We start from the raw sequence: 24,425 nt of genomic DNA, 5'->3' as shown, positions 1-24,425 counted from the left end.
TACATTAGGTAGGCAAGCGAGATTAGCCGAAAGTAACAGTTTTTTATTAGGACAGTTTTGTAAAAAGTAACATCTTTGCCACGCTAAATACTGAGAAGGGAAAATGCTTAATACACGATTTATACTTTTAGTGCTTGGATTACTTTTGGTAGTCGAAGGAGTATTTATGCTATTATCGGCAGGTGTCGCTTTATTATATGGTGAATATGATTTGCCTTACCATTTGATTGCTGCTGCTATCTGTATTGTATTAGGTGGATCGATAGGGTTTTCATTGCGCAAGGCTCCAAAGGATATTGGTAAGCGCGAGGGCTACCTGATTGTTGCTTTGGTATGGATTGTATTCTCATTCTTCGGACTATTGCCATTTTGGTTAAGTGGTGCAATTCCTTCATATACCGATGCCTTCTTTGAAACTATTTCGGGGTTTACTACCACCGGAAGTAGTATTCTAAATGATATCGAAGCGTTACCACATGGCTTATTATTTTGGCGCAGCTTGATTCAATGGCTGGGCGGAATGGGAATTATTGTGTTGTCGCTGGCTATTTTGCCCGTGTTAGGAGTAGGGGGTATGCAGATGTTTATTGCTGAAGTGCCTGGACCCGCTCCTGATAAACTGCATCCGCGTATTACAGAAACAGCCAAGCGCTTATACGGTATTTATGTACTGTTTACTTTTGTGGAGGCTGTACTGTTAGTTATTGGTGGTATGACGCCTTTTGATGCTATCTGTCACTCGTTTACAACTATGGCAACTGGAGGTTATTCAACCAAACAAGCTAGTATTGCTTATTTTTCATCACCTTATATTCAGTATGTTATCATTCTGTTTATGTTTATTGCCGGAGCTAACTTTACTTTGTCATTTAGTGCCTTGCGTGGTAAGTTTCAAAAGGTGATTAAAGACGAAGAGTTTCAGGCTTATGCAGGCATTATTATCGGTGTTAGCGCTTTAGTGGCTGCAGTATTGTATTTTACTAAAGGAGCCAATGGAGTGGAGCAGGCGTGGCGCGATGGTTTATTCCAGGTCGTGTCTATCATTACCACAACGGGTTATGCTACGGCCGATTATTTGTTGTGGGTGCCGTTTTTAAGTATTGTTATCTTCTTGCTGATGTTTACCGGAGGTTCGGCTGGTTCAACGGGTGGAGGTATTAAAATAGTGCGTATCGTACTGTTGATGAAAAACAGCTTCTTTGAACTGAAGCGCCTGGTACACCCCAATGCGGTGATTCCGGTTCGCTATAATACGCGAGCGGTAAATTCGGGTATTATTACCAATGTGCTGGCCTTTATTGTAATTTATATGATGACGGTGGGACTAGCCATGATAATAATGAGTATTATGGGCTACGACCTCGATACAGCTCTTGGAGCTGTGGCTACTTCAATTGGGAATATTGGCCCGGGACTGGGTGAAGTGGGACCAGCTCTTAACTTCTACGAAGTACCAACATTTGGTAAGTGGTTCTTATCATTTTTAATGTTGATTGGTCGATTGGAATTGTTTACAGTTATCTTGTTGTTCTCGCCTTATTTTTGGAAGGAATAAAAGAGCAGGATGACACTTTTGCGATGATATTTACCCTGGATAAAGACGACGACTGGAGGGATGAACGCAACTGGCCCAAGGCAAGCCCTAACTATGGTGTATCGGTGGAGCCGGACAAAATGCGCGAGCAGCTGAAAAAAGCCATTAACCGTGGAGGCCGCACCGAAGTAACATTTAAAACTAAGAACCTGAACCTGTGGGTGGATGCTCCGGAAACTTGGATTAGTGACGAGAAGGTGGTAGCCTGCAACCACGGCATTACGCTCGACGATCTGAAGGGCCAAACCTGCTACGGTGGTATCGATCTGGCATCGCACGTCGATATTAATGCTTTTGAGCTTTACTTCCCTAATATAAAAGGCAGGCCGGTGTTGCTTAGTTACTTTTGGGTACCTGAAGCCAAAGTGGAAGAAATGCAGGACCGGGTTGATTATCGTAAGTGGGTTGAAGAGGGGTGGATGAATATGACTGAGGGTGATGTGATTGATATTGACCAGTTGGTGGAGGATATAAGCGAGATAATACCGCAGTTTAATATAGTGATGGTTGGTTTTGACCCTGCTAAAGCCTACCACGGAGTTGTGCAAGGTTTGCAAAAGGCTGGATTTGAAAAGATACTGCAAGAGTTTCCGCAGGGCATACGCTATATGAGCCAGCCCACCCGTGAGATTGAGCGCGAAGTGACTGCGATGGAAGTAGATTTGATGGGCAACCCGGTGCTGCGCTGGATGTTTAGCAACGCGGTGACCATAACCGATGCCAACGACAACATTAAATTTGATAAGAAAAAGAGCCAAAACAAGATTGATGGTGTGGTGGCTGCCATTAATGCCCGTGGTACTTACATGAGCTTTGAAGCCAACGCACCCGCTGAACCATATAAGGAACACACTTTAAGAGTTTTAACCAATGAGTAACCAAACACGCATTATACAGCTTATCTCAACCGATGGTTTTATGTCGGCATTTTGGGACATTGTGCCAAATACAACAACTCATGCAGAAGCTTATGAGCAGCTGGAGACTGAATACCATAGTTATTTTGGACGCAATCGTTATTCATCGTTTGAGAGCTTTAGAATTTGTAGAGACTACCGGAATAAAAGAGGGAATGAAATTGAAGAGATTTTTTTTAAAAAAAAACTAAACGTTCAACAAACTCAATCTCTTGCAATTCGAATAAATCTTTTTGTAGTCTGATTTTTATAGGTAGCAGTAACAAATGTATAGCCTTCCGTCGTTGCTATCAGATCTGCACTGTAACTGTTTGTCTCATTTTTCAAAGCAAATTTACCCCACATATTATCTTCTCCATCTGCAATTTTTCTCGTATAACCCCATTCTATAGATGGGTTTAGTATCTTACCATAATACTTTGTTTCGATTCTATGCCCAAATCGTGGTCGTCCAGCTTCAGTAGTATATGTCTTAACTGTAGCTTTGACAGATAGTGTGTCTCCTATTTTTATTGTAGTAAGAGGAGCTTTTTCGTCATCGTCGAAAGGTGAAATTTCAATTACTACTTTCTCTCTATTATTAGGCCAATTATTCTTTATTTCTTTTCCATTATCCCAAAATCCGTGTGGATCTTTCCTGATATTTACAACGACTTCGGCCCTTAGTCGATCGGGCCAATCTGGGATTTCAGGTCCTTCATTGTATACTTCCACAGTTGCCGAGTATAGGCCTTCTCTATTTCCCACTGGCCTTTTCATATTGTCTATCACACTGTCTATATTGTGAGAATATCTTACATAATCCATTTTAATTGATGAAGAGTCAGATACCTGCCATAAGTATTTCAATTTGTATCCGGTATTTGGTTCTGAAATGAGGCTGCCAGATGAGTCATATACATCAACAGTAAAGCAATTAGCTTTAAAATCATTCCAATTTTCTCCAATTTGTATAGTTAGAATTTTTGGATATACATTGATGTATGCGTTTTTGTTATTTATTTGACTTTTTGCTGAGGTTTGTTTTTTATCGTTCATTTGATCTAGGTATTAGATTTGCATTAGTAATTTATTAAATTATGTTTATGAAGTCAATGTTTTAATTTAATAAAAGAGGTACTTGAAAGGTCTAATGACTAGGCTATAAGTGGTTTTTTGTACATCTGATATTCGCAGAACGTAGTATTTAAGCAACATCTTTATTAATTCTGCTTGAAATCAATTAGTATTATAATTCTGATTTCATTAGACGAAATTAGTTGAATGAAGGATTAATTTGACTTTATGTAATAACCTACATATATTCATACAAAGAAGTACCGCAATGCAAAAAAGCTATTGACTATATCAGGTTACAAACATTTTATAAACTATAAACCCAATGGATCAAGATAAATCAAGTGTTCAGGTTTCATACGAATCATATATAGAACAAGAGGATTCTTTTATTGATATATTACCTGAAGAGGTACATTATGATCGAATTTTTTCAGAACCGCAAGTTTTTTTGGAGGATCAAAATAGAAATCAAAAATTAAATGAACTTTCGTTAAATGAAGGTCAGGTATACTATTTGCCAGAAGGCTTGGAATCATTAGAAGTTGGACTTCTCTCACTGGGAGCATTTTCAGTATTAATAATTCCTAATGGCGATAGCAAATTTATTCTTAGCGCTGAAAGGACCCGATTAGAATGGGGTGCTTCTATTTACACTGTCGGAACTGGTGGAGCTTCTGGAGGGCAAGGTCAGAATGGTGATCAAGGCCAGCATGGAAGAAATATTTCACTTAACCTCGGTCGGATTAATGCAGACGATACTAGACGTGGTCAGACGCGTAGGGTTTGCTTACGCTATGTTGTAATCCAATATCCTCCTCCTTTGCCACCAAATCCTCGTAGAATTTGTTTTTCTAGGTGGGTCACTCCTAATAATCAACTATATGTGGCAAGTAAAGGTGGACTTGGTGGAGTAGGTGGCAAGGGTAATATTGGTCGAACTGGTAGCCCTGCCAGGTGTACGGGAAGTGCAGCTGAAGATGGAGGAAGAGGCGGACGCGGGAAAACAGGTGGATATGGTGGAAATGGAGGGTCAATTGAAGTTATTGCTGAACGTGGAAATTTAAACGTCAGTGATGCATTATTTCTATCTATTCCAGGAAATGGCGGCGCTGGCGGTGCTGGTGGACGGGGTGGAGCAGGTGGAGCAGGTAAGAGGTGTCTGGGGTATAGACGCGGAAGTGGTAATAATGGGCCAGATGGTATTAAAGGTAAGGATGGGGAGGAAGGAAATAGCTCAACTGTTACAATTGATATTCACGATTGATTTATTCTTATGAAGGAGTAATTACTTACAACTCAATCTCACCCTTACCATATCTTACAACTTCCAATTCATCGCTGGTGCAATCTACAATGGTTGAGGGTTCGTTGTCACCATAGCCACCATCAATCACTACATCTACCTGGTCGGCAAATTTTTCGTAAATCAGTTCCGGGTCGGTGGTGTATTCAATAATGTCATCCTCGTCTCTAACTGATGTAGATAGGATAGGGTTGCCCAGTTCTTTCACCAATTCACGAATGGTGTTATTGTCTGGTACGCGAATACCAATGGTTTTTTTATTGTTCTTAAACAGTTTTGGTACGTTGCTGTTGGCTGGTAGTATAAAGGTAAAAGGCCCCGGAAGATGCTTTTTCATTAACTTAAATACATGGTTGTTCAAAGGTTTGGTAAAATCCGAGATGTGGCTTAAGTCGTAGCAAATAAACGACAAGTTTGCTTTTTTAAGGTTGATGTCTTTTATGCGGGCTACCTTCTCAACTGCTCTGGCATTGTTAATGTCGCAGCCAATGCCATAAATAGTATCTGTTGGATAAATAACGATGCCACCATTACGCAAAATATCTACTACTTTGCGTATTTCTTTATCATTTGGATTTTCAGGGTATATCTTAACTAACATGCTCATGTCGTTTGGCTTAAATGTAGCAAATAAAATGGAAAGTATGGATACAAAAAAAAGGTTCTGTTTTTTCAACAGAACCTTTTGAAGTGGGGAGAGCAGGATTCGAACCTACGAAGACATAAGTCAGCGGAGTTACAGTCCGCCCCAGTTGGCCACTTTGGTATCTCCCCAACTGAAAATTCAATAAAAAAGCCATCCTAATGAATGGCTTTGAGCGAAAGACGGGGCTCAAACCCGCGACCCTCAGCTTGGAAGGCTGATGCTCTATCAACTGAGCTACTTTCGCAATAAATAATATTGTTAGTATTAAGAGCCTGTGGAGGGACTCGAACCCCCGACCTGCTGATTACAAATCAGCTGCTCTAGCCAGCTGAGCTACACAGGCAAATGGTGGGGAGAGCAGGATTCGAACCTACGAAGACATAAGTCAGCGGAGTTACAGTCCGCCCCAGTTGGCCACTTTGGTATCTCCCCATCAATACTTTCAATATTTTTTAATTCCTTCTCACAACGCGTTTGTTGTTGAGAGCCTGTGGAGGGACTCGAACCCCCGACCTGCTGATTACAAATCAGCTGCTCTAGCCAGCTGAGCTACACAGGCAAGGTGGGTAAGCTACCCATATCGCACTGCTACAACCGTCTACCCTTGCTGCCGCCAGGCCCTGGGGGAGTTCAACAGGAGCTAGTCGTATGGGACTTACCCGTGTTTCTTTGTGATTGCGGATGCAAAAGTAGGGCAATTTTTTATCCCTGCAAATTTTCAGCTGCACTTTTTTTACTCTTAATATCTAAAGTGGTGATAATGAAAAACAAAATTTTTCATTTTTTTTATTCAAATGCATTGGTGAAGAAAAAAGAAGGGGAGTCATTGAGTTTAAAAGGATATTCGTATTTTAGTTGACATTAAAATTCACAAAAAAAACGAATCATGGAAAATCAAACCCCATCTATTGGAAAAAGTGCATTGACTTATGGCCTTTATTTAGGTCTGGCATTAATCGTATATTCTTTAATCATCTATTTAATTGGTCTGACCGGTAATCAGGGAGCAAGCTGGTTGTCTTACGTAATTATTATCGGAATGTTGGCATATGCCATGATGAATTATCGTGATAAGGTAAATGGTGGCTTTTTAAAATATGGTCAAGGCGTTGGTTTGGGAACTTTAACGGCTATTTATGGAGGAGTGCTGTCAAGTGTTTTTACGTTTATTTTGATGAAATATATTGATCCGGCTTTGATTGATCAAATTGTTAATAAAGCCTTAGAGGATGCAATGGCAAAAGGAACTCCGGAAGAGCAGCTTGAGATGGTTGAAAAAATGGTGCGTATGTTTACAAGCCCAATGGCTATTTTGTTAATGGGTATTTTAGGTAGTGGTATTATGGGAGCCATTATTTCACTTATCTTAGCAGCTATATTTAAAAAAGAGCCTCCAATGTTTGATGGTTCACAATTTGAAGAAGCTTAATATGGATTTATCGATCGTCGTTCCTTTGTTTAACGAGGAAGAATCAATAAAAGAATTATATACTTGGATTCAGCGGGTGGTGAGCCCGCTGAACTGGTCTTATGAGGTTATTTTTGTCGATGATGGCAGTACTGATACTTCGTGGGACGAGATTGTTAAACTGAAGGGTGAGTGCCCGGAGGTGAAAGGCATTAAGTTTCGCCGAAATTATGGAAAATCAGCAGGTTTATATTGCGGATTTGAAGCAGCTCAGGGAGATGTTGTTATTACGATGGATGCCGATTTACAGGATAGTCCGGACGAGATACCAGAATTGGTTCGAATGGTTCGCGAGGAAAACTACGACATCGTTAGTGGTTGGAAAAAGAAACGGTTTGACCCCATTGGAAAAACGCTGCCTAGTAAGCTTTTTAATCGTACAGTGCGCATGGTGTCAGGTATTAAGTTGCACGATTTTAACTGTGGTTTGAAAGCCTACAAACATGATGTCATCAAAAATATTGAAGTCTATGGCGAAATGCACCGTTACATTCCTTTGATTGCCAAACAAGCCGGCTTTAATCGTATTGGCGAAAAAGTGGTGCAGCATCAAGAAAGAAAGTATGGTGTGTCAAAGTTTGGTATAGAGCGAACCATTAAAGGCTTTCTTGACTTACTATCCGTTACTTTTATTTCTAAGTTTGGTAAGCGACCAATGCACTTGTTTGGTGCTTTAGGCACGCTGATGTTTGTTGTCGGTTTTTTATCGGCATTATGGCTAGGTGTAAGTAAGTTGTTATCTGTTTTTTATTATCATATTTCAGCTCCACTAGTTACTGATAGTCCGTATTTCTATATTTCATTGGTGAGTATGATTATTGGTACACAATTATTTTTAGCAGGATTTTTAGCCGAGTTAGTATCGCGTAATGGGCATGAACGTAATAATTATCAGGTATCGGAAAAAATTGACTAATGGCTTTCTATAGCGAAATAGTGGAGGCCTATGATGCCATTTTCCCGTTCAACGAGGCACAGTTAGCGTTTGTCGAAGGGGCGTGCAAAGGTTCATTGGTTTCTAAATCTATTCTTGATATTGGGTGTGGTACAGGTTCTTTGTCAATTGCTATGGCACGCAGAAGTGCCCGGGTTAGAAGCTTTGATTTTGATGAGGAGATGCTTGCTAAAGCGGAAGAAAAGCGGCCACAGGCACTCGATTTAAAGTTTCAGCAAGGTGATATGCGTTTGGTGACTGAGTATTATCAGCCTGCATTATTTGATGTGGCTCTGTGTTTTGGAAATACTTTGGTGCATTTGCACTCGCTCGACGAGGTGGAGGCTATGATTATGGCGACTACTCATCGGCTAAAAGAAGGAGGTAAGTTTTTACTCCAGCTGGTTAATTACGACAGGGTGATTAATGATGATGTGAAAAGCCTGCCTACGATATCAAAAGAGCCTTATACTTTTGTTCGAAAGTATCATCATCGCAATGACGGGAAAGTGGATTTTGAGACGATTTTAACAACTCCTTCTGGCGATATAAAAAACACAGTGCCTTTGCTGATGCTAACGCATGCGAAAGTAACAGAGCTGTTAGAGCCTTATTTTTCTATTATAAAATGCTATGGCGGTTTTAATAAGGCTGATTGGTCAGGATCAACTTTTCATTTAGTGGTAGAGGCTACAAAGTAGAGCGGAGTAGCTCAGCCACTTTCTTATCAATCGGAAATGTAAACTCCTCCGGTTTTATATCTTTAATAGCCATCCAGCGAAACGATTGCGCACCATCTTTCATTGGAATGTCATTAATAGTCTTGCTTGTTTGAATAGGCTTTGTTGAACGTGTTTTAACCAGGTAGTAAATGCTTATTAGCTGCATGTTTTCAAACGAAATGGCAGGTTGGAAATAGTCAGTTGTATAAAAATGACTTTTTATTTCTATATCGAGATTTAATTCTTCGCGGAACTCCCGTTTCAGGCAATCAATGGTACCTTCTCCAAATTCAAGCCCACCACCAGGAAATTTAGTCATGTACATGCCAATTCTAAATTCATCGGTAATCAATACTTCTTGTTGCTTGTTAATTAAAAGCCCGTAAACGCGAATGTTGAATTGCTTTGGAGTGTTCATGCTGAAAGAAAACACCGGGCCATTAATGTGTAAACCGCGAGCAAGGATTTTGCTACTGGCCCGGTGGGTTAAATTAATCAATATGATTATCTACAAATTTAATAATTTCATCGGTTTGTGATGGGTGAAACCAATTGATTTCTTTGTCGCGCCTAAACCACGAAAGTTGTCGTTTGGCATAACGGCGCGAATTACGTTTAATCAGCTCAATGGCGGTGTTGGCATCGTAATCACCATCCCAATGGGCAAAAATTTCTTTGTAGCCTACTGTATTTAATGCATTGATGTCTTTTAGATGGTAGAACTCCCTGGCTTCTTCAAACAGCCCGTCATTTACCATGATATCAACGCGATGGTTAATACGATTATAAAGCTCTTCCCGATCCATGTCAAGACCAATCTTCAAAATGTTAAATGGGCGCTTTCTTGCCGAATTGGTGCGCAACGAGCTATAGGGGTGGCCAGTCATCAGACATACTTCAACGGCATGCATCACTCGCTTATGATTTTTTAAATCCACCTGGTTGTAAAACTCCGGATCAAGTATTTTTAGCTGACGACGAACGGCTTCCAGGCCTTCGTTGTTGTGCATGTCCATCACATGTTGCCGCACTTCTGCATCGATGGTTGGTAGTTCATCAATGCCTTTACACACAGCATCAACATACATCATTGAACCACCTGTCATTAAAATTTGGTTGTGTTGCAGAAAAAGTTTTTCAAGCAGTTTAAGCACATCCTGCTCAAATTCGTAGGCGTTATAGTAATCGTTAACCGAGTGGGTGGCTACCATGTGGTGTTTCACCAATGCTAATTGCTCTGGCGTTGGTGCCGCCGTTCCAATTTTTAGCTCTTTGAAAATCTGTCGGCTGTCCGACGATATAATTTCTGTATTTAGGTGTTGAGCCAGCTTTAGGCATGATTCAGTTTTGCCAATGCCTGTTGGCCCTACCAATACAATTAATGTTTTTGTCATTCTCAATCAATATTGATCGGCAAGGTCGTCAAAGTTAACATCGTGATCCAAATTATCCAGCTCATCAAATTTCATTGAATCCAGTGTGCCGTCGAATTCATCTTCAAAATCATCGTAGGAAGTGTCTTTAATATCTGTACTTAAGTCGCCAAGCATAATTTGTTTTGGAGTTGTCCCTTCACTTCGGTAGCAGTTAGGTTTATCAAGTTTGCCGTCGGCAATTTGTATCACTTCCATAAAAAATGCGCGTTCCGAGAAGAAGTCGAAAATATATAACATGCGTTGTCCCTCTTCAAATAGAAAATCTGATATCAGCGTGTCTTGCATTACTTTCAGTAGTTCAGAACCACTGTCGGCCATGTCAAACAACGTTATTTCCATTTCTTTGTTCCACTCGCTATCGGTTGTGAAAAATGAGGCCATTTGACTTGCATCGTATTCTAAAGTGCCTTGAATACAATTGTGCAAATCAGCAAATGTAAGCGTGTCGTCTATCGCCACTTCCTTAACAAAGTCTTCCACCTCATTGGAAAGAATCCTTAAATAAATAATCATCGCGCTTATTTTTGGTTGCTTGGGTCAGAACAGCAAAAGTATGAAAAATAACATTGAGGTAATACGTTTTGATATGCAAAAAGGTTTAAACATTGATAAATGTAGATTTGTTACTATGTAGTAATCTTTAAATAAACTGTAATGGAAAGAGTGATAATATTAATTGTAGGATTGGTAATTGGTGCCATTATTACGGTGTTTTACATCAAATACAAAGCGCCTCAAATGATGCTTATTGAAAGCGAGAGTCAATTTGGTTTTGACGAAACGCTTGAGCGTTTGCAATTGTCTATTGATGAAAAAGGTTGGAAAACGCCACATGTTCATGATTTGCAAGCCACCATGGCAAAGTTTAATTACGATGTTAAAAAAGTAAAGGTAATGGAGGTGTGTAAGCCAGATGTTGCACAATTGATTCTTAAACGTGATGATGAACGAATTGCTTCAACAATGATGCCTTGTCGTATTTCAGTATATGAAAAGAGTGATGGGAAAGTGTATGTGGCACGTATGAATAGTGTTAAAATGGGTGATTTGTTTGGTGGTATCATTAAACAGGCAATGGGAGTTGCAGGCAATGAAAGTGAAGAAATTATAGCTTCAGTAGTTGTTGGAGATTAGCTTTTAAATCAAATAAATATTAGAATGCATAAAATTATTATTGTAATTGTTTTTATAATGGGTCTGGTGGCTTGTGGTTCACCCCAAAAGAAACATGTAGAGCAAAAGACGGTTGAATCGACTGGGTTGGCTAATCAGAATGGAAAGTTAGTCTATAAGAGGCATTGTTTAGCGTGTCATCAGGCCAATGCCGGAGGTATACCTAAAATGTATCCGCCATTGGCTAAAAATAAAGTGATATCAGGTGAAAAGGAACAGTTAATTGGTATTGTTTTAAATGGGATGAGTGGTGAAATAGAGGTAAATGGAGAAACATATAATGGTGTAATGGCAGGTTATCGCAATTTGTCAGATAAAGATATAGCTGATGTGTTGAACTATTTAAGAGCTGGTTTTGGTAATACGGGTGATATTATCACAGAAGATGAGGTAAAAATGCTCCGGTAGTATTGGAAGTGCAATAATTCCTTATTTTTAATCGTTAAAATTGCGAAACGAAACCAGATGAATAACAATAAAAAGGGATTTATTACCCGTTCTTTGCATGCTAGTTTTCCTAAAGATGACGCCTACAATGCCTTACACATGCCTGTGTACGATGGCGTAGCCTATGAATTTGACACGGCCGAAGAGATTGCCGGTACTTTTTCAGGAAAGAAATTTGCTCATGTCTATTCGCGCACATCAAATCCAACTGTTGAATATTTTGAGAAAAAGATGTTAGCAGTGAGCGATGCGCATGCAGCTATTGCATTGGCTTCGGGAATGGCAGCTATATCTAATGTATTATTAAGCTTGGTTGAACAGGGTGGTAATATTGTTGCGTCCAATCATTTGTTTGGTCATTCGTATGCATTACTGAAGCAAACTTTACCTTCGCTGGGAATAGAGGTTCGTTTTGCTGATATGACTGATTTGTCTACTGTAGAAGTAGCTACAGATGCTAAAACACGCGTGTATTTTTTTGAGACGATTACCAATCCTCAATTAGAAATTGTTGATTTAAAACAATTAAGTGCATTAGCTAAAAATAAAGGAGTTGCAGTTGTTTGTGACAGTACGATTACGCCACCATATGTTTTTCAATCGAAGTCGTTTGGGGTCGATGTGGAAGTAATGTCAACAACTAAATTTATTTCTGGAGGTGCAGCTGCTTTCGGAGGTATTGTGCTCGATAATGGTACCTACGACTATTCGAAATTGCCAGCATTAAAAGAATGGGCAGATAAGTATGAAACAAATGCTTTGGTGGCTCGTATTCGCAAAGAGATATTTCGGCATCTTGGGGGTTCAATGACAGCCCATACAGCCCATTTTATGAACTTGGGTTTGGATATTATGCCGCTAAGAGTGGAGCGTTGTGTTGAGAATTGTAAGCAATTGGCTTCTTTCTTTGAGTCGCATAATAAAGTTGTTCAATATAATTATCCGGGTGTTGTTGGTAATAAAGGATATGAATTGGCTCAGGCGCAGTTTGATGGTAAGCCAGGGGCGGTAATGACGTTTGACCTGGAGTCGAAAGAGGCCTGTTATCGTTTTTTTAATCGCTTAAAGTTAGTGCGTAAGGCTACTAATCTAAATGATAATAAAACATTAATAATTCATCCGGAGTCAACGATTTATGCCGAGTTTTCGGATTTCGAAAAAAGTGCGATGGGTGTGAGGCCAACTATGATGAGGCTGTCAGTTGGCATTGAGGATTGTGAGGATTTAATTAATGATTTTAACGAGGCGCTACAATAATATAGGAATGCAGAAGAGTATTGGGATTGGTATTTTACTTGCTTTTTTGAGTCACTTGCAAATTAAGGCTCAAGAATCAGAAAAGCAAGATACAAGTGTTGTTGAAGAGGCTGGTGCTGTTGGACTGATTGAAGATCTTATCGATCTCGTATCGTTCGAAAAAGGACGTCATGGCTTGGTATTTTATCCAATGGCTGGTTATTCGCCCCGTCAAGGTTTTCATATAGGAGTTATGCCTGTTTGGCGGATTAAGCCCAATGCAAATATCGACTGCGAGTACTATCGCCCCACAACGATAGCTCCATCTGTAAAATTCTCCACAACAGGGATGTATGAAGTTGAGTTGGACGTTAATGCTTATACGAAAAACAGATGGATGTTTATCTCAAAATTCCAGTATCTGTATTTGCCCGATGAGTTTTATGGTATTGGCAACGAGGTTAAAGTACCGCCGTTTTCACAATTCGAAATCAATCGCTTCAAAATAAAAAGTGAAATACTTAAGGGCTTAAATGCAAAATGGTTTGTTGGCGTTAGTATTGATATCAATAACGATAATCTTACCAATATTGAAGGAGATGTATTAACCCCTGATGTTATGGGTTATCATGGGGGATGGGCCAATGGTTTAGGGCCTGGCTTTGCTTTTGATAGCCGAAACGATCAGCTTTATCCTTCACGTGGTTGGTTTGTGCTATTTGCAACCAGCTATTACAGTAATGCTTTAGGGAGTGATTATGAGTTTTTTACCTCAACTCTCGATATTAGAAAGTACATACCTCTGCAGGGGAGTAAGTCAATTTTGGCTCTTCAGACATACATGTCAGGAGCTGAGGGAGATGTCCCTTTTTATAAACTTTCTTTTCTTGGTGGTTCGCGGCTGCTTCGCGGAATTTCGCATCCTTATCGTTACATGGATAAACATGTTTGGTACGCACAAAGTGAATGGAGAAAGCATATTTGGTGGCGCCTGGGCGGTGTGTTGTTCACGGGAGCAGGAAAAGTTTCTCCAGCCTTTATGCAAGCCCCTTTAAAAGACCTTCATGTGGTGATGGGAGGCGGCCTTCGCTTCAAAGTTTTACCAGATGAAGGTTTGAATTTCCGGGTTGATTTTGGCCGTTCTAATCATGGCGATACGGGAGTTTACTTTACAATTCGTGAGGCATTCTAATAAATTCCTACAATTATACTTCTATTAATACTACTAAAATGGTAGGATAATACCATTTCTTGTAGTTTTTTTGTTTTGCTTTTACTGGTTTGTGAGTCAGGTTGTTACTTAATATCATATAAAATGAATAGGATAAAAAGGTGTTTATTTATTTGGAAATAGTAATCAACTGATTCATATTTGCTAACAGAAAAAGTAAAATAGTAGGATATGTTTCCAAAGAAAATGCATTATGGTTTGCGATTATTATTAACACTATCTGGGCTGGCAGAAGGAAATTATTTGGGAGTGGCGGAAGTTGCTGAGCGTGAGAATATATCGCTTAAGTTTTTAGAAGCCATTGCTGTTGCTTTGCGGAAAGGCCATATTGTTAATGTCCGGCGAGGTGCAGGAGGAGGCTATCAGCTGGCTAAACCTCTAAAGGAAATTAGCCTATATGAAATTGTATTGCTTCTGGATGAAAAGTTGGATAAGACAATCGCAACAGACGGGAGTAACACAGAGAAAGCTGTAGGTCGATTTTTATTAAGTGTTCGTAATGATTATGGACGATTGTTGCGCCGTGTTACTTTAGAGAAATTACATAACTATTTTACTGAAGAGAATGAAAGTATAATGTATTACATATAAACCAATAAAACCATGAGTAAGATTGCACAAAACGTAACGGAGTTAATCGGTAAGACGCCATTGGTGAAAGTGAATCGCTTAAATGAAGGTGGGCAGGCTGAAGTTGTAGCTAAATTAGAGTTTTTCAACCCCGCCAGCTCGGTAAAAGATCGAATTGCCTATTCAATGATTAATGATGCAGAGAAAAAAGGCCTGTTGGATGCCGAAACAGTGATCGTGGAGCCAACCAGTGGAAATACAGGTGTCGGCTTAGCTTTTGTGGCCGCTGTTAAAGGCTATCGTATTATCCTGACTATGCCCGAGAGTATGAGTGTTGAGCGTAGAAAGTTGTTAGTTAAGTTTGGAGCTGAATTGGTGTTGACACCTGCTGAAAAAGGAATGAAAGGGGCTATTGAAAGAGCAGAGCAAATTGCCAAAGAATTGCCCAAATCATTTGTTCCCCAGCAGTTTAATAATGCAGCTAATCCAGCCATTCACCGATGTACAACAGCAGAAGAAATATGGGAAGATACAGATGGCGAGATTGATATCTTTGTTGCAGGTATTGGAACTGGTGGTACAATAACCGGAGTAGGTGAAGTTTTGAAAGAGCGCAAGCCAACTATCAAAATTGTAGCAGTCGAACCAGAAGCATCTCCTGTATTATCAGGCGGTCAGCCTGGGCCACATAAAATTCAGGGAATAGGCGCTGGTTTTGTGCCAAACGTGCTGAATACAGATGTGTTTGATGAAGTTGTTAAGGTGACGAATGAGGCGGCTATTGAAACAGCTCATAAAGCTGCCCAAAAGGAAGGTGTTCTTTGTGGTTATTCATCTGGAGCTGCACTTTATGCCGCTCTTGAAGTGGCTAAAAGACCGGAAAATACCGGAAAGCGAATTGTAGTTGTTTTACCCGATACCGGTGAGCGTTACCTAAGTAGTTTTAATATCGATTAAAAATTTCAGGCAATTAGATATAAAAAAAAGCGGAGCTGTTAAGCTCCGCTTTTATATTTTCTATTCCTCGTTTTTTAGAAGAATTTGCTTCTTTCGTCTGTGATTTCAGCTTTACTGCGAATAGCTTCAGTAGCCTGGTAATCCACTTTGAAACCATTGCTTTGCTTCAATTGAGATAGTTCAGCAGCAACGTCAGTTGTATTTTCGGTTACGTTGTTCACTTTAACAACATATACGCCATTGTTACCAGCAACCGGATTGCTTAACTCACCCGTTTTTGAACTAGTAGCTAATGCCACTAAAGCAGGTTCAACACCAGCTCCGGGAACCTGGAATGCACCAAAATCAATCTGGTTGGCACTCATTACTTCGCTACCAATAGCAGTTGCTAAAGCGGCAATGTCATTACCTTGCTTTTTACTGTTAAGCTCGGTCGTTAGTACCTCTGCTTTTTTATCGTTACGAAGTCGTCTTTCAATTGAACCTTTAACAGCAGCAACCGATTGATATCCCTCTTCTTTAGCACCTGTTAAGAATGCAATAATGTATGAGTCACCAAATTCGAAGATGTCAGACATGTCATTGATGTCAGCTTCAAATGCCCAGCGAACCATCTCGCGTGAGTGCTGTAGGTTATTTACAGTGCGGTCATTAGCTCTGATGCTTCTTCCATAGCGTTTAACAAGATTGTCAGTAGTAATGGCTTCGTCAAACTTCTCAATAGTATTGTTTTGTGAGGCGAATTTAGCAGCTTGTGCATATACTTGCTGGTTTGTTTTAGTGCTAAAAGTAATGTTACGCTCTAAAGTAGCAATGTTGTACTTTGTAACCGGTTTACCTTTATCCTGAACGTTGATGATGTGGATGCCAAACTGAGATTCAACTTTCACGATAGCACCTTTTTTGTTTTCGAAACAAGCATCGTTGAAAGGCTTCACCATTGTTCCTTCGGCGAACCAACCTAAATCACCACCGTTGATAGCAGAGCCTTGATCGCTTGAGTTTTCACGAGCAATTTTAGCAAAATTAGCGCCGCCTTTAATCAATGCAAATAAACTGTCAGCTAATGCAGGGTCGTTCACTAAGATGTGACGCGCTTTTACTGAATCAGGAATTTGCTTGATTGCAACAATGCGTGATAATTTGTATGTTTCATTTTCTAAGTAAGGACCGTAAACTTCGTTAACGGCAGCTCCCTGAACAAAGCCTTGAAGCGTTGAGCTCAATTGGTCAAGCTTAAGGTTGCGGTCGATGTAATTCGACTCAGAGTTCATGTTTACATACTGTATTGCGTCTGTTTCAGGATTTTCGAATTCAATTTTTGACTTCTCAATCCATTCCTTAGCCATCTGACGATCTTCATCCGAAGGTTTTACATCAAATGCTACGTAAACAACATCGCGTGTTGCTTCCTGCTTGTAGTTTTCTTTGTGTGCGTTGTAGTAATCTTTAACTTCACTTTCAGAAACTGAAACAGTTGAATCAGGAACTGATGAATAACGCTTCACCACAAAGTCAAAGTCAACTTTGTTTTGCTTAGCCTTTGCTTCAGCTTCAGCCTGAGCAGTGGTTACAAACATTCCCTTTTTAATCAACTCGCGATACTTTGTGAATAAACGCTCTTTTTTGATTTGTTTTTCAAGGAATAACCAGTAGAAATTAGCATTAGGATCTAAGTTTTTCTGCTGAAGGAAGTTAATGACTTGTGCTTTATCAAATAATCCGGTTTGTGGATTAGTAAACATCTGACGAATTTGTGGATGTACGTTTTTACCAGTTGCCATCTCATAAATTTCATCAGCAGTAACAGCAATTCCTAATTCTTCATATTTTTCATCCATGATGATGTCCTGTACCATCTGGTTCCAGGCTTGCTCACGAATTTGGTAAGAAGTATTTTCATCTAATGCTGAAGAACGTGAGTTTAATTTATAGTAATCTTCCAACTCAGTTACATAACTTTGGTATTCAGGATATGAAACTGAATTACCGTTAATTTCAGCAATCTGCATGTTACGTCGTCTAAAAATGGAATCTCCCGAACTCATCAAATCACCTAAAAGGAAGGCTAAAAGTCCGATCGCAATCACGATAATGAGTAATCCAGATTTATTTCTAATTCTCTCTAATGTTGCCATTCTGTTATTACTTATAAAATTATGTAGATTTTAAAATCAGGTTACGAATATACAAAAAAATGGGACACACGATAGGGTGCTTTCATCTTTGCTGCCAGAAAGTTTTTCGATCGTGATTAATCAGCTACAAAACTCACTTTAACCAACTCAATACGCGCATTGCTTGCTTCTAAAATCTGAAAGGTAAATTGTTCTATTTCGATGATGTCATCAATCTCAGGAATTGACTGGTTGTGGAAAAGTATAAGTCCGGCAATTGTTTCGTAATCATCAGATTGTGGGAGGTTTATCGGATACTTTTCGTTGAGGTAGTCAATTTCTAAGCGGGCCGAAAAACGGTATTCATTATCGCTAACCTGCTCCTCTATATGCTCTAGTATATCGTGCTCATCATTAATTTCACCAAATATTTCTTCTAAAATATCTTCCAGTGTCACAATGCCTGCTGTTCCGCCAAATTCATCCACAACTAATGCAATGCTTTTATGTTCCTTGGTGAATAACTCCAATACTTTGTTGGCAGTCATTGTTTCCGGAATTATAGAAATAGGGCTGACGATGTTTCTTAATTTCTTTGGGTTTTTAAAAAGCGATGAAACATGCACATAACCAATAATGTTATCAATGCTATCTTTGTAAACTAATATTTTGGATAGGCCGGTTTCCATAAATTGCTTACGCAAAGGCTCTAACTCATCATTGACTTCAATAACCTGAAGTTCTGTCCGGGGAATGATACATTCGCGAATCTTTAATTTAGAGAAATCCAACGCGTTTTTTAGGAGCTTTATTTCGTTGGCTCCTTCATCGTCTTTGTCGCTTTTTTCATGGTGTTCGGTTAATAAATCATCCAAATCTACTTTGCTGAGCATCCAGTTAGCTTGTTCGTGCGTTGTTTTAGCCTTCAGTACTTTCTTGATGATAAAGTCTGATATGCTCATTGTTAACCTGCTTAGCGGATAAAATAGTAGGTAGAAGAACAGCAATGGAAGGGCAAAAACATTAAGAATAAAGGTTGGATGGATACGGAACAGAGTTTTTGGTAAGAACTCTGCAGTAATAAGTATAATCAGCGTAGAAAAAGCTGTTTGTATTAATAATAAGGCAATGTCTGATTCGAAATACTGGTTGATGACAGGCTCAATAAGGTCGGCCATGTTTAAACCATAAATTACCAGGGCAACATTGTTTCCAATTAATATTGTAGAAAGAAATACACCCGGATTTCGTACAAAACGATCGATAATACGAGCAGGAATGGGATACTTCTTTTTGTTTAACTCCAGCAATAATTTGTTGGAACTGAAAAATGCCATTTCACAACCCGAAAAAAAAGCGGATAGCATAAGGGTTAGTGCAATAATCACGTATTCATTCATGTCTGAGCTAGACCTATTAAAAAAGGAAAGATATGAAAAAGTTGTTAAACGGGTTTATTCTTCAAATTCAAGATCACCTTGAAGGTTTTTAATATACCAGTTTTCCATCTTTTCATCGGACTCAAAGCCTGTTCCTGTGTAAACACTGGTTTCTTGTGTGATGGTCACAAATTTTTCAGAATAGATGCGCTTTTCTTTCATGTCCCAAAAGAGTTGTTCTGTATTCAATACTTCTCCTTTTCGGTTCATGGCTTCCACATCAATATTAAGCTCCCAAAGCTGTTTCTTTTCATAATGAACAGCGCTTCTGCATTTAATCTGGGCATCAATTTCGCCATCGATACTATACATGATTACGTGTAAACCATCCGGAAAATCGATGTATGGTTCTTTCAATCTGTCGTAGCGCAATACTTTGGGTGAAATCAGCCTTTGAACAATACGCCCTGAGTCTGTTAACTCCATCTCCAACTCATCGTAGATAAGTGATGGAATCTCTTCACGATTCGTTATGGCAGCAATTTCTTCAGGCTTGTTTGACTGGCAGCCCACTAATAAAAAACAAACAGCAAGCAGTACAAGACCGCTTGCTGTATATGTTGATTTTGTTTTATTTCTTAATATAGGTATCAAGGCTTTATTTTTTAGCTCTTACAGTTGTAGTTACACCAATCCACCCTTCTACTTTGTATGAATCGCCTACTTTCAATCCCTGGAAGAAAATCTCTTCAGTGTTAGGGAAGTACTGCGAATAAAGGGCAATGTTTTCGTTAGCTTCAGCTACGGCTTCAGCATCGACCGACTTAGCTTTAACAAACTGGTCAACTGCAGCCCAATAAACCGTTTTCTTTTCAAATTCTTTAGAACCGTATGATGCTGCACCAGCTGCATAGGCTTTACCAATTAAGATGTAAGGAGCACCCCAATCGCCACGTAATGCAATTGCTTTGCGAGCTTCAGCTCTGGTTTGGCTATATTGCTTTTTCGACATGTATATCAAACCAAGTGTGTTATGGTATTTGGCTTTACTAGTCGGATCCTCTTCTAAAGTAATAGCCTCGTTTAAGAATTCAACTGCTTTATCAGTATCGCCGGTTTTCATGTACATGTGTGATAAACCAAATGCTGAAGAAGCAGATGGCTCAATATTATGCAGGTACTCTGATGATTGGTAGAATAATTCAGACTCATCACAATCACCTTTCACTAATAAACGGTTCACACGCTTTAGCCAATCAAGGTCAGTTGTGTGCTCAGCTAGTTGAGGGCCAAAAATCTCAGCCAATGTTTCACAGTTAGCAGCTCCACTCTGTGCAAATAAACCTTCCACCTGGTTGATGACTTCTTGTAATTTCGGCTTGTTAGCTTCTTTGGTGGCATCTTTTTGTTTGCCAAGTGTTGTTGTGACGTTTGTATAAACTTCAACTAATTTCTCACCCGATAAAGCATCCATCTTATACATTGCAACACTGTTGGCCATGTATGTAAGTAATGCAGGAGGCTGAGTTTTTGCACCTAGTTGCTTGAAACCATCTTCTAATAATGGTTGTGCTTCTTTGATTACCTCAGGGTTGTTACGATTGTAGCGCAACATGGTAATAGCTTTTTTACCCATGATGTATGCAGTAGGGTATTTTCTATCACTACCAAAGTATTTCGCACGTTGGTCATATACCTTCATTAAAAGATCATAGTATTCAGCTTTTTTAGCCGCATCTTTTTCTTTTTTATAAAGACCTTCTACGATTCTTTCACCGTGCGAGTATAAATTTTTGTTTGAAGCCGGGCATTCGTTAAAGGCGATTTCCCATTTTGGGAATGCTTCAGCATAATTCTTTTGTTTGTAATACTCGTAATAAAGTGAAAGATTTTCCAAACATCTTAAGCTATCTTCACCGTGGCCATACTTCGACCCATCTTCTACTCCCTTTTGAGCAAATACAGAACCTGTAAACAGCAGTCCTGCGATTAATAATGTAGCAATTTTCATTGGCATGGTATTCTGGTTTTTGTATTAGTTTTAATCAAATTTTCGTTTTCTGAACCAGTATTCGTGTAACGTTAGGTTCATCGTAAAGCGCATGTAGTTTTCTTTTACTAAACCATCATTGGTGCTCCCTCTTTGTCCCCATTCAAATGCAAGGTTGAAAGACGTTTTACTTCTTTTTAATGGTAATCCCATTCCAAAAGTTATGCCAAAGTCTTCCAAATGATCGCCACCGGCCGAAGCAGGTGTTACAAGATAATCTTGCTTATATGATGCACCAAGGCGATATTTTATGCGGCTAGGGTAGAAACTTGCACTTCTATAATTTGGTATATATTCTGCACCAAAAGCAATGGTTTGCGCATCACCAATGGTAAAAGCATTCTCATCTGTTGTTGTGGTTGCCAGGTTAGGAAAATCTGTTTCACTCCATTTGGCAATGCTGTAATCAGCTGTAAGCGTTAGTAAATCATCAATGTTATAAGCCACTCCAATGCCAAATTTCTCTGGCAATTCTAACGCATTCCCATTGAATTTTGTTTCACTAAAACTTAAAGTATCTGCGTTAATAATTGTTACGCCATCCTGATTAAATGTTGTTCCGGCAGCAACTAATTTCTTTAATTTACCTTTAACACCTGTTTTTGGGTGATAAACAGCACCAAATGTCATGCTGTGTCTTTCTTTTAATTTCAACCGGTATTGCACCCCAAAATCCACGTATAAATCATTAATGGATACTTGTTCTGATGTAGCTAATTTAAAAGCATTGGCATCATTAGGGAATTGAGCAATGGAATAATGGTTTACTTTGCCAAAAACATATGAAAAGTGTGCTCCCAGCGATAAATTCTTGACGGGACTTACAGCTAAGCCTGCGTATGCTTTAGTGGTATTACCGCTACCTTGGTATTGAGAACGTGTATAGTTACCATCGGTAATTGGAATATCTGTTGATTCATTGTCATCGAAGAACTCATAACCGACCATCGATTCAGGTTTCACCCCAATTGACATAAATCCCCAACTTGCAACCGGGAAACCAATTGCAAAATAGGAGAAGTTCATATCCGAAAAATGGGCTTCCATATCATCTGTTTTGATTTTTTGGTCAAAACCAGTTACACCACCTTCAAAAAAGAATGAAATCGAATCCATGCTAGAGTATGAAGCCGGATTGAGATTATTTAGGTTGAATGAACTACTTAGTGCTATACCAGTGTTACCCATGGCAGCGTTTCGACCAAATCCACCTTGCTGGATTTCACCTAAGCCATAACGGGAATAGGGCGAATATGTTCTGTTTTGTGCTGTAGCTGAAAGTCCGATAATCGCTACTAAAAAGAAAGTTACAACAACCTTATATATATTGTGCATTGTATTCGAGAATTCTGTTAAGTCCAATAAGTACTAAATTAGGATGTACAAAGATGGGATTTTTTAACTTCTGCGCAAAAAATTCTGCATCGCCGCCAGTTATAATTGTTTTTAAGTGTTTATATTGAGTCGATAATTCATTAATTAACCCTTCTATTTCGTACACCATGCCGTTTTGAACACCTGCCTGTATCGCCACTGTTGTTGAAGTTCCAATGAGCTCATGGTCTGGGTTCTTCTCCAATAATGGCAATCTGCTGGTAAACGTATTGAGCGCTTTAAAGCGCATGTTCATACCAGGTGAAATATTACCCCCCATAAACTCATTTTTATCATTAACTAGCTCATACGTTATGGCCGTGCCTGCATCAATAACGAGCATATTTGTTTTTTCGTATAAACTAATAGCACCGGCAACAGCTGCTAAGCGATCTTTTCCTATGGTATCTTTAGATTGATAGTAAGAGCTGAATGGTAATGGAGTATTAGCGTTAAGTTCAAGAATAGGGCAATTGATGATTGATAGGTTTTTAATCAATTCATCGTGTCGGTCCGAAACAACTGTTGAAACAATAATACCTTTAATTTCAAACTGATTGATTAATTGTTTGATCAGTTGTTTATCAAGAAAATCCGAATAGTCGGAAAGCATAAGTTGACACTGGTCAAAAATCCCGTATTTAACCTGTGTATTTCCTCTGTCAATAACTAAATTCACGCTAAATTGTAACTAAACCGTATTTTGTTTTACCCTAAAATCAGCTGCAAAGATACAAAATGTCATTGCAGCTTGTTTTGGATAACTCTACTTTTTTATGCGAAAAGTCCTTGTTGTTGAAGATGATAAGTTTATCTCGGCGATTTTCACCATGTTTTTGCGCGAGCTTGGTCATGAAATGATTGGCAGATGTGCTGATGGAAGAGATGCAGTGGACTTGAGTCATCGACTAAGGCCTGATGTTGTGTTGATGGATATTCATCTTGAAGGGGAGTTGGATGGTATTCATACGGCTGAAAAATTAAGGCGCGAACTGGATATTCCAGTCATCTATGTTTCATCGGATACCAGTAGTCAGGTAATTAAGCGCGCTATTGTATCTAATTCCTATGGATTTTTAGTAAAGCCTGTTAATAAAAAGGAATTGGGAATTGCCATCGATTTGGCGTATTATAAACATAAAGTGGATCAGGAGCAACGCGAAAGGGAAAGAGGTTATCGTCAATTTATCAGTGAGGCTTCAATGCCATTGATGATTCTGCAAGATGGACGTATTCAATACCTTAATAACCTGGCACTTGATTTGTTTAAAACGCATTATATGGAAGATGTGTTAATGTCTCCATATCTGAATTTTATTGATGAAAAAGATAAAGAGCGTATTGGTAAATTGCTGGATGAATTTACTAAAAATGGGCATGGTTTTGAGTGTGTCAATATAGCCATGACCGATGTGCATGGGCAGTCGTTCTATGCGCAGATTTCAGGTTCGTCCATAATATTCAATAAAAAGAAGTCGCTTCAAGTGACTATGATTGATAATAGTATGGCCGTATATGCTCGTAAGAGAAACGAGCTGTTAATGAATTATCTAACGATTAATGAAAAGCCCTATTTTATTACAGATAGCCAGATGAAAATTAAAACTGTTTCTTCTCATTCCCTATTTGAAGGAGCAGATTTAATTAAGCAACGTATCAATCGACTACCTGAATACTTTCAAATTGATGAAATAGATAAAAAGCATCTGCTTTATACAAATGGCGACAAACAGGAATCTTTTTTCGCCCATGAGATATATGATGCTTCTGGGAAAGCATATGAATTGGTTTATTTGCCCAAACTTTAAGGCC

Annotated in this window: 24 protein-coding genes and 5 tRNA genes; 13 read left to right on the top strand and 16 right to left on the bottom strand. The window is 39.1% G+C overall.

Going from position 1 to position 24,425, the window contains the following annotated elements; all coding sequences use genetic code 11:
* The first annotated feature begins 103 nt into the window (after window positions 1–103).
* Together J1N10_RS00975 and J1N10_RS00970 are read left to right on the top strand one after the other, a co-directional pair.
* Complete coding sequence (locus tag J1N10_RS00975; protein WP_262324798.1) at window positions 104–1,555, top strand: TrkH family potassium uptake protein; 1,452 nt, start codon at window positions 104–106, stop codon at window positions 1,553–1,555.
* Entirely contained in the window at window positions 1,543–2,472 is a 930-nt protein-coding gene (locus J1N10_RS00970; protein WP_262324797.1) for a terminase TerL endonuclease subunit, read from the top strand. The genes J1N10_RS00975 and J1N10_RS00970 overlap by 13 nt, the downstream gene beginning before the upstream one ends.
* 243 nt (window positions 2,473–2,715) lie before the next feature.
* On the opposite strand, the gene J1N10_RS00965 is transcribed toward J1N10_RS00970, so the two are convergent.
* The gene (locus J1N10_RS00965; protein WP_262324796.1) at window positions 2,716–3,549 is read right to left on the bottom strand and encodes a hypothetical protein; all 834 of its coding nucleotides are present in this window, start codon (window positions 3,547–3,549) and stop codon (window positions 2,716–2,718) included.
* 469 nt (window positions 3,550–4,018) lie between these two features.
* Here J1N10_RS00965 and J1N10_RS00960 point away from each other — a divergent pair, with 469 nt between their 5' ends.
* Complete coding sequence (locus tag J1N10_RS00960) at window positions 4,019–4,834, top strand: hypothetical protein (protein WP_262324795.1); 816 nt, start codon at window positions 4,019–4,021, stop codon at window positions 4,832–4,834.
* A gap of 25 nt (window positions 4,835–4,859) precedes the next feature.
* Here J1N10_RS00960 and J1N10_RS00955 read toward each other — a convergent pair whose 3' ends face one another.
* The 6 genes from J1N10_RS00955 to J1N10_RS00930 form a co-directional block, all read right to left on the bottom strand.
* Window positions 4,860–5,474 (bottom strand): L-threonylcarbamoyladenylate synthase, encoded by a 615-nt coding sequence (locus J1N10_RS00955; protein ID WP_262324794.1) that lies wholly within the window; start codon window positions 5,472–5,474, stop codon window positions 4,860–4,862.
* A gap of 90 nt (window positions 5,475–5,564) precedes the next feature.
* A tRNA-Tyr gene (locus J1N10_RS00950) sits at window positions 5,565–5,647 on the bottom strand.
* Between the two features lie 43 nt (window positions 5,648–5,690).
* Window positions 5,691–5,763, bottom strand: a tRNA-Gly gene (locus tag J1N10_RS00945).
* A gap of 25 nt (window positions 5,764–5,788) precedes the next feature.
* Window positions 5,789–5,862: transfer RNA gene (locus J1N10_RS00940), tRNA-Thr, on the bottom strand.
* A gap of 3 nt (window positions 5,863–5,865) precedes the next feature.
* Window positions 5,866–5,951 (bottom strand) — tRNA-Tyr (locus J1N10_RS00935).
* 53 nt (window positions 5,952–6,004) lie between these two features.
* Window positions 6,005–6,078 (bottom strand) — tRNA-Thr (locus J1N10_RS00930).
* A gap of 327 nt (window positions 6,079–6,405) precedes the next feature.
* Here J1N10_RS00930 and J1N10_RS00920 point away from each other — a divergent pair.
* Genes J1N10_RS00920 through J1N10_RS00910 form a run of 3 tightly spaced genes read left to right on the top strand, consistent with a single transcriptional unit; the run spans window position 6,406 to window position 8,622 of the window.
* Complete coding sequence (locus J1N10_RS00920; protein ID WP_262324793.1) at window positions 6,406–6,948, top strand: DUF4199 domain-containing protein; 543 nt, start codon at window positions 6,406–6,408, stop codon at window positions 6,946–6,948.
* 1 nt (window position 6,949) lies between these two features.
* Window positions 6,950–7,903 carry a glycosyltransferase family 2 protein gene (locus tag J1N10_RS00915; RefSeq protein WP_262324792.1) on the top strand — a complete coding sequence of 318 codons (954 nt, stop codon included), beginning with the start codon at window positions 6,950–6,952 and terminating at the stop codon, window positions 7,901–7,903.
* Window positions 7,903–8,622, top strand: a complete 720-nt coding sequence (locus J1N10_RS00910) for a class I SAM-dependent methyltransferase (RefSeq protein WP_262324791.1) — start codon at window positions 7,903–7,905, stop codon at window positions 8,620–8,622. Before J1N10_RS00915 ends, J1N10_RS00910 begins: the two co-directional genes overlap by 1 nt.
* On the opposite strand, the gene J1N10_RS00905 is transcribed toward J1N10_RS00910, so the two are convergent.
* From J1N10_RS00905 to J1N10_RS00895, 3 genes are all read right to left on the bottom strand, one after another.
* Window positions 8,612–9,061, bottom strand: coding sequence for an NUDIX hydrolase (locus J1N10_RS00905; protein ID WP_262324790.1), 450 nt, complete (start codon window positions 9,059–9,061; stop codon window positions 8,612–8,614). The two genes, J1N10_RS00910 and J1N10_RS00905, sit on opposite strands and share 11 nt — an antisense overlap.
* Window positions 9,062–9,134: 73 nt before the next feature.
* Window positions 9,135–10,037, bottom strand: a complete 903-nt coding sequence (gene miaA, locus J1N10_RS00900) for a tRNA (adenosine(37)-N6)-dimethylallyltransferase MiaA (protein ID WP_262324789.1) — start codon at window positions 10,035–10,037, stop codon at window positions 9,135–9,137.
* Between the two features lie 6 nt (window positions 10,038–10,043).
* Window positions 10,044–10,592: a plasmid pRiA4b ORF-3 family protein gene (locus J1N10_RS00895; RefSeq protein ID WP_262324788.1), complete on the bottom strand. Its 549-nt coding sequence runs from the start codon at window positions 10,590–10,592 to the stop codon at window positions 10,044–10,046.
* A 141-nt stretch (window positions 10,593–10,733) separates the two neighbouring features.
* On the opposite strand from J1N10_RS00895, the gene J1N10_RS00890 reads away from it, so the two are divergent.
* The 6 genes from J1N10_RS00890 to cysK all read left to right on the top strand — a co-directional run bounded on the left by J1N10_RS00890 (window position 10,734) and on the right by cysK (window position 15,693).
* Complete coding sequence (locus J1N10_RS00890) at window positions 10,734–11,213, top strand: DUF302 domain-containing protein (protein WP_262324787.1); 480 nt, start codon at window positions 10,734–10,736, stop codon at window positions 11,211–11,213.
* 24 nt (window positions 11,214–11,237) lie between these two features.
* Entirely contained in the window at window positions 11,238–11,660 is a 423-nt protein-coding gene (locus tag J1N10_RS00885) for a c-type cytochrome (protein WP_262324786.1), read from the top strand.
* Window positions 11,661–11,717: 57 nt separating this feature from the next.
* A complete protein-coding gene (locus J1N10_RS00880; RefSeq protein WP_262324785.1) occupies window positions 11,718–12,956 on the top strand; it encodes a PLP-dependent transferase in 1,239 nt (412 codons plus the stop codon).
* Between the two features lie 7 nt (window positions 12,957–12,963).
* A complete protein-coding gene (locus J1N10_RS00875; RefSeq protein WP_262324784.1) occupies window positions 12,964–14,127 on the top strand; it encodes an outer membrane protein assembly factor in 1,164 nt (387 codons plus the stop codon).
* 210 nt (window positions 14,128–14,337) lie between these two features.
* Window positions 14,338–14,757 carry an RrF2 family transcriptional regulator gene (locus J1N10_RS00870; protein ID WP_262324783.1) on the top strand — a complete coding sequence of 140 codons (420 nt, stop codon included), beginning with the start codon at window positions 14,338–14,340 and terminating at the stop codon, window positions 14,755–14,757.
* Between the two features lie 12 nt (window positions 14,758–14,769).
* Complete coding sequence (gene cysK, locus J1N10_RS00865; RefSeq protein WP_262324782.1) at window positions 14,770–15,693, top strand: cysteine synthase A; 924 nt, start codon at window positions 14,770–14,772, stop codon at window positions 15,691–15,693.
* A 74-nt stretch (window positions 15,694–15,767) separates the two neighbouring features.
* Here cysK and J1N10_RS00860 read toward each other — a convergent pair whose 3' ends face one another.
* The 6 genes from J1N10_RS00860 to J1N10_RS00835 form a co-directional block, all read right to left on the bottom strand.
* Window positions 15,768–17,831 carry a peptidylprolyl isomerase gene (locus J1N10_RS00860; protein WP_262324781.1) on the bottom strand — a complete coding sequence of 688 codons (2,064 nt, stop codon included), beginning with the start codon at window positions 17,829–17,831 and terminating at the stop codon, window positions 15,768–15,770.
* 116 nt (window positions 17,832–17,947) lie between these two features.
* Complete coding sequence (locus tag J1N10_RS00855) at window positions 17,948–19,210, bottom strand: hemolysin family protein (protein ID WP_262324780.1); 1,263 nt, start codon at window positions 19,208–19,210, stop codon at window positions 17,948–17,950.
* Between the two features lie 54 nt (window positions 19,211–19,264).
* Window positions 19,265–19,843, bottom strand: coding sequence for an LPS export ABC transporter periplasmic protein LptC (lptC, locus tag J1N10_RS00850; RefSeq protein ID WP_262324779.1), 579 nt, complete (start codon window positions 19,841–19,843; stop codon window positions 19,265–19,267).
* A gap of 4 nt (window positions 19,844–19,847) precedes the next feature.
* Window positions 19,848–21,206, bottom strand: a complete 1,359-nt coding sequence (locus tag J1N10_RS00845) for a tetratricopeptide repeat protein (RefSeq protein ID WP_262324778.1) — start codon at window positions 21,204–21,206, stop codon at window positions 19,848–19,850.
* A 24-nt stretch (window positions 21,207–21,230) separates the two neighbouring features.
* Window positions 21,231–22,574, bottom strand: a complete 1,344-nt coding sequence (locus J1N10_RS00840; RefSeq protein ID WP_262324777.1) for a hypothetical protein — start codon at window positions 22,572–22,574, stop codon at window positions 21,231–21,233.
* Window positions 22,558–23,292 carry a type III pantothenate kinase gene (locus tag J1N10_RS00835; protein ID WP_262324776.1) on the bottom strand — a complete coding sequence of 245 codons (735 nt, stop codon included), beginning with the start codon at window positions 23,290–23,292 and terminating at the stop codon, window positions 22,558–22,560. The genes J1N10_RS00840 and J1N10_RS00835 overlap by 17 nt, the downstream gene beginning before the upstream one ends.
* 97 nt (window positions 23,293–23,389) lie before the next feature.
* On the opposite strand from J1N10_RS00835, the gene J1N10_RS00830 reads away from it, so the two are divergent.
* The gene (locus tag J1N10_RS00830) at window positions 23,390–24,421 is read left to right on the top strand and encodes a response regulator (protein ID WP_262324775.1); all 1,032 of its coding nucleotides are present in this window, start codon (window positions 23,390–23,392) and stop codon (window positions 24,419–24,421) included.
* Window positions 24,422–24,425 lie beyond the last annotated feature (4 nt).

This window comes from Carboxylicivirga litoralis, from assembly GCF_025499605.1.
In the GTDB taxonomy this organism is placed as follows: Bacteria; Bacteroidota; Bacteroidia; order Bacteroidales; family Marinilabiliaceae; genus Carboxylicivirga; species Carboxylicivirga litoralis.
The sequence above is the reverse complement of the archived record's forward strand: the minus strand, read 5'-3'. Positions and strand labels throughout refer to the sequence as shown.

What these genes read in the sequence shown, in the direction of transcription:
- J1N10_RS00830 (WP_262324775.1), top strand. Translation starts at nt 23,390, where the DNA reads ATGCGAAAAGTCCTTGTTGTTGAAGATGATAAGTTTATCTCGGCGATT.
- J1N10_RS00860 (WP_262324781.1), bottom strand. Translation starts at nt 17,831, where the DNA reads ATGGCAACATTAGAGAGAATTAGAAATAAATCTGGATTACTCATTATC.
- J1N10_RS00965 (WP_262324796.1), bottom strand. Translation starts at nt 3,549, where the DNA reads ATGAACGATAAAAAACAAACCTCAGCAAAAAGTCAAATAAATAACAAA.
- J1N10_RS00890 (WP_262324787.1), top strand. Translation starts at nt 10,734, where the DNA reads ATGGAAAGAGTGATAATATTAATTGTAGGATTGGTAATTGGTGCCATT.
- J1N10_RS00875 (WP_262324784.1), top strand. Translation starts at nt 12,964, where the DNA reads ATGCAGAAGAGTATTGGGATTGGTATTTTACTTGCTTTTTTGAGTCAC.
- J1N10_RS00855 (WP_262324780.1), bottom strand. Translation starts at nt 19,210, where the DNA reads ATGAATGAATACGTGATTATTGCACTAACCCTTATGCTATCCGCTTTT.
- J1N10_RS00975 (WP_262324798.1), top strand. Translation starts at nt 104, where the DNA reads ATGCTTAATACACGATTTATACTTTTAGTGCTTGGATTACTTTTGGTA.
- J1N10_RS00870 (WP_262324783.1), top strand. Translation starts at nt 14,338, where the DNA reads ATGTTTCCAAAGAAAATGCATTATGGTTTGCGATTATTATTAACACTA.
- cysK (WP_262324782.1), top strand. Translation starts at nt 14,770, where the DNA reads ATGAGTAAGATTGCACAAAACGTAACGGAGTTAATCGGTAAGACGCCA.
- J1N10_RS00885 (WP_262324786.1), top strand. Translation starts at nt 11,238, where the DNA reads ATGCATAAAATTATTATTGTAATTGTTTTTATAATGGGTCTGGTGGCT.
- J1N10_RS00905 (WP_262324790.1), bottom strand. Translation starts at nt 9,061, where the DNA reads ATGAACACTCCAAAGCAATTCAACATTCGCGTTTACGGGCTTTTAATT.
- J1N10_RS00910 (WP_262324791.1), top strand. Translation starts at nt 7,903, where the DNA reads ATGGCTTTCTATAGCGAAATAGTGGAGGCCTATGATGCCATTTTCCCG.
- J1N10_RS00880 (WP_262324785.1), top strand. Translation starts at nt 11,718, where the DNA reads ATGAATAACAATAAAAAGGGATTTATTACCCGTTCTTTGCATGCTAGT.
- J1N10_RS00840 (WP_262324777.1), bottom strand. Translation starts at nt 22,574, where the DNA reads ATGCACAATATATATAAGGTTGTTGTAACTTTCTTTTTAGTAGCGATT.
- J1N10_RS00955 (WP_262324794.1), bottom strand. Translation starts at nt 5,474, where the DNA reads ATGTTAGTTAAGATATACCCTGAAAATCCAAATGATAAAGAAATACGC.
- J1N10_RS00915 (WP_262324792.1), top strand. Translation starts at nt 6,950, where the DNA reads ATGGATTTATCGATCGTCGTTCCTTTGTTTAACGAGGAAGAATCAATA.
- J1N10_RS00845 (WP_262324778.1), bottom strand. Translation starts at nt 21,206, where the DNA reads ATGCCAATGAAAATTGCTACATTATTAATCGCAGGACTGCTGTTTACA.
- J1N10_RS00895 (WP_262324788.1), bottom strand. Translation starts at nt 10,592, where the DNA reads ATGATTATTTATTTAAGGATTCTTTCCAATGAGGTGGAAGACTTTGTT.
- J1N10_RS00920 (WP_262324793.1), top strand. Translation starts at nt 6,406, where the DNA reads ATGGAAAATCAAACCCCATCTATTGGAAAAAGTGCATTGACTTATGGC.
- miaA (WP_262324789.1), bottom strand. Translation starts at nt 10,037, where the DNA reads ATGACAAAAACATTAATTGTATTGGTAGGGCCAACAGGCATTGGCAAA.